Origin of the sequence: Thermovirga sp., assembly GCA_012523215.1 — a bacterium.
In the GTDB taxonomy this organism is placed as follows: Bacteria; Synergistota; Synergistia; order Synergistales; family Thermovirgaceae; genus 58-81.
Genome location: JAAYIZ010000312.1, coordinates 1 through 3,239, shown reverse-complemented (window position 1 = coordinate 3,239; position 3,239 = coordinate 1). Strand labels below are relative to the sequence as shown.

Genomic DNA, 3,239 nt, shown 5'->3' with positions numbered 1-3,239 from the left:
GCCTTATCGCCGAAGAAGACCTCGTTGCCTATTTCGGCCCCAATATAGAGGATGCAGCCCGCGCCGACGGTGACCGCCTCGTCCAGGACGAGGGGGGGCTATTCGGTCGATGACCCGGTGATGGCCGAGAGGCTCGCCTTGATCGGGCGCTTACCCAGGATGGTCCCATCGAGGATTTTGCAGTTGTCGCCGATGCGGACGCCGGGGTGGATGACGACGTGATGGCCGATCTCGACGCCCGATCCTATCTGGACGTCGTCTTCTATTACGACGTATTCGCCGAAGGCGACGTTGGATCCGATGATGGCGTTGCTGGATATGGACATGGAGACCTCCGGGTTTGTAAGGCGAAGGCCGAGGCGACGGGGGAGACAAATGCAGGGACGAGACCTGGTGCTGTTTTTGCGGCTTGCGAATCGCCCTTCAAGCCTTACTAATTTCCCATTTACGAGTAATTTTATTGCTCTTCAATGCAAAATGCAAGGCGGAAGGCGGGAAGACCAAAGGCGTGGACGGAAAGTGCGTGAACCGGAAGTCGTGCGGCGGAGAACTTCCACAGGCAGTTGAAGAAGGCGCCCTGATGAAAATGCTATATCCTTACTACCATGAGGGTCAGTGAAAAATGGGCCCAACCCATACCAAACTGGGCACTGATGCCGGAAGACCTGATGATATACTTCGGGGACAGAATGAAACAGAAACACTAGAACTCAGCCCCGACAGTGGACTTTACACAAAACATTACGCCCCCTTCGGTGCGAAGCCTACCCCCCCTCTCTCTGTTCAGACCACTTCGTCCCGGGGCGTTTTAACGGGGGACCGTGTCGATGGTGCAAGGGGTCGTTTTGCTTCGAAAAAGTGATTCCGCAGCGAAGAAATACTCCCCCCTTGACTCCCGACAACCTTTGGGGGATAGTGTCATAATGCGACTTAACATGGAAGTTAAGTCATGAGAGAGTATACCCTGCTTTTCGAGGGCGAATTTCGCGCTTATGCCCTTGTGAACGAGGATGGGTCATGCAGCGTTGGGGATTTGCTGGAAGCGTTAAATGCTGTAAATCAGTACGACGCAACAACAAGACGAACCATGACCAAAAGGCTGGAATATCTTGTTGAGGGGAAATTGCCCAAGGGTTCACCTGTTCACCACTATGTTGAGAACGGAATATGGCAGATCAGTTCGGGCAAATACAGATTGATGTATTTTTTTGACAAGGAACGAATTATTATCTGTACTCACTGGTTTGAAAAGAAGAGTTCTAAAACCCCTCAACGGCAAATCAGAAAGGCCCTACTGCACCGAGAAAAATACTTTGAAGCCCAACAGGATAAAACTCTTTTTTTGAATGGGTGATGATCATGGCAAAACCAGGTAGCAAGTTTAAAAGAATTTATGAAGAAGCGAGGCGACACCACGATTACTGGATGGAGGATTTACGGCTCCAGTTTTTGAGCGAGATCTCGGCCCTAATGGAAGAGAAGGGCCTATCCCAGAAATATCTCGCCGAATCCATGAACGTATCCGAAGCTTATATAAGCAAGTTTTTTAACGATAACGTTTCAAAAAACTTTACGATGAAGACCCTAATCGAAGTCAGCCGGGCGATCGGAGCGGTAGTGAGGATATCCGTAATCCCCGCACAGGAAGAGGAAGAGTCGAAGTGGTCGCTCCAGGATAGCAGCCTTGAGACGCCTTCCTGGCCGTTTCGCACTTCGGGGGATGGGATCAAGGAGTGGTATTCCCCCGACAACCGGAAGGATAAGGTATTGGCCGCCTGACCGATCATTCATGCGAGGCGGGAGATTATTTCCTGAGGAAGAGGGCAACCATGTCTTCGATAAAAAGTAAGGTCACAAAACTGGATGCCGTGAAAGCGCCCATCAAATTGAGAAATTTGTTTTTCCCCTTGATGTACTTCAAGGCCTTCACCAAGGAAGGCAGCGATGAACCGAGGATGCCAGATCTTCAGATCATAAGGGCTAAGCCATCATTCAGTGAAGATCTTACAAAGTGTTCGGTCATGCTGAGAATAAAATCCGAAGAGGCCTCGGGGACGGACAAACTTTTTTATGAATACGAACTGGCGGCCTTTGGCTCCTTTGAATGGGCCGGCGAAAAACCCAAGGACGAGGAATTTTTGCTCAAATCCATGGCTGTGACGGGCGCAAACATTCTTTATTCAAGCGCAAGGGAGCTACTCGTTCTGATTTCTTCGCGCGGACCCTGGGGAAAGTGCCTTCTTCCAACCGTGTCTTTTATCCCAGAGGACCAACTCGAAGAGCCTGAATTAAAAGTCTCGCTGGAAAAACCAGATGCTTCGAAAAAGAAAAATCAGACCAGGAAGAAGCAAAGGTGATCAGGGGGAGGTTTCCTAGCCTCCCCTTTTAAATAAATCACACCGCCTTGAGTTTTTCCGCGTAAAGGTAAGAGATCTTTTCGTTCAGGGTTGTTGAGCCGTAACCCTCTTCATCATGAGCCAGCTCGGAAAGTTTTGCCGCGTTGAAGCGGCCCAACTTATGGAAAACCTGTCCAGCGAAATCCTTTTCCTCATCATCGAGCGACGAACTGGCACCGGGGTCAGCCAGGGTAAAATCCCTTCTTGTTCCTTCGCAGCGAGGGCATTCTTCTTCCGCTATTTCGATCACTCCGGTTTCGCCCAGGTAATTGAAAAGGGTGTACATGTCGTTTATTCCCTCAGGAACCGGCCCATAGGTGTAATGGGCATAGGACAACCCCGTGATGGACTGGGTGGTCTCCCTGAAAAAGGCGAATTCGCAATAGAACAGGAGTTTGCACATCTTTGTAATGCTGATGGGCTGCTCGGCAATATCCAGCAGGTAGGCGACCAATCCTTTTATCTTGTCAAGGGAAAACGTCCTGAAGCCGTTGAATTCACTGGGTTCCCCTTCGGCGGAACGTTGCAGCAGTTCCTCCAAGTGGGTTCCCTTGTCGAAAGAGCTTTTTACCAGCCTTTTGAGCTTGTGGCGGACGTCCTCCGCCGCGGCGGCCGAGAGGCTTCCCTTGTTCCTTTCGAAAAGGGACAAAAGGGTTTTCGGTGCCTTCGCGGAATGCAGCAAAGCATCAATGGCAGGGGTCTGAAGAGCACCGCCCTCGTAGCGCCGAAGGGATGCCACGCCTATACCCAGGACCCGCGAGAACAGTTCCTGGCTGAAGCCGTAACCGTCCCTGGTCTCCCTTATTTCCTCCGGGGCCATCAGGCGATGCTTCTCGCGGTAAG

At 51.1% G+C, this 3,239-nt stretch carries 4 protein-coding genes and 1 pseudogene; 3 read left to right on the top strand and 2 right to left on the bottom strand.

The window, feature by feature from the left end:
* Positions 1–326: pseudogene (locus GX108_08375) on the bottom strand (N-acetyltransferase).
* Positions 327–949: 623 nt separating this feature from the next.
* On the opposite strand from GX108_08375, the gene GX108_08370 reads away from it, so the two are divergent.
* From GX108_08370 to GX108_08360, 3 genes are all read left to right on the top strand, one after another.
* Entirely contained in the window at positions 950–1,354 is a 405-nt protein-coding gene (locus GX108_08370; GenBank protein ID NLO57036.1) for a type II toxin-antitoxin system RelE/ParE family toxin, read from the top strand.
* A complete protein-coding gene (locus tag GX108_08365; GenBank protein ID NLO57035.1) occupies positions 1,354–1,779 on the top strand; it encodes a helix-turn-helix transcriptional regulator in 426 nt (141 codons plus the stop codon). The genes GX108_08370 and GX108_08365 overlap by 1 nt, the downstream gene beginning before the upstream one ends.
* A gap of 176 nt (positions 1,780–1,955) precedes the next feature.
* The gene (locus tag GX108_08360) at positions 1,956–2,357 is read left to right on the top strand and encodes a hypothetical protein (GenBank protein NLO57034.1); all 402 of its coding nucleotides are present in this window, start codon (positions 1,956–1,958) and stop codon (positions 2,355–2,357) included.
* Positions 2,358–2,394: 37 nt separating this feature from the next.
* Here GX108_08360 and GX108_08355 read toward each other — a convergent pair.
* A partial coding sequence (locus GX108_08355) for a DUF4065 domain-containing protein (GenBank protein NLO57033.1) occupies positions 2,395–3,239 on the bottom strand: 845 nt, incomplete at its 5' end.

What these genes read in the sequence shown, in the direction of transcription:
- GX108_08370 (NLO57036.1), top strand. Translation starts at nt 950, where the DNA reads ATGAGAGAGTATACCCTGCTTTTCGAGGGCGAATTTCGCGCTTATGCC.
- GX108_08365 (NLO57035.1), top strand. Translation starts at nt 1,354, where the DNA reads ATGATCATGGCAAAACCAGGTAGCAAGTTTAAAAGAATTTATGAAGAA.
- GX108_08360 (NLO57034.1), top strand. Translation starts at nt 1,956, where the DNA reads ATGCCAGATCTTCAGATCATAAGGGCTAAGCCATCATTCAGTGAAGAT.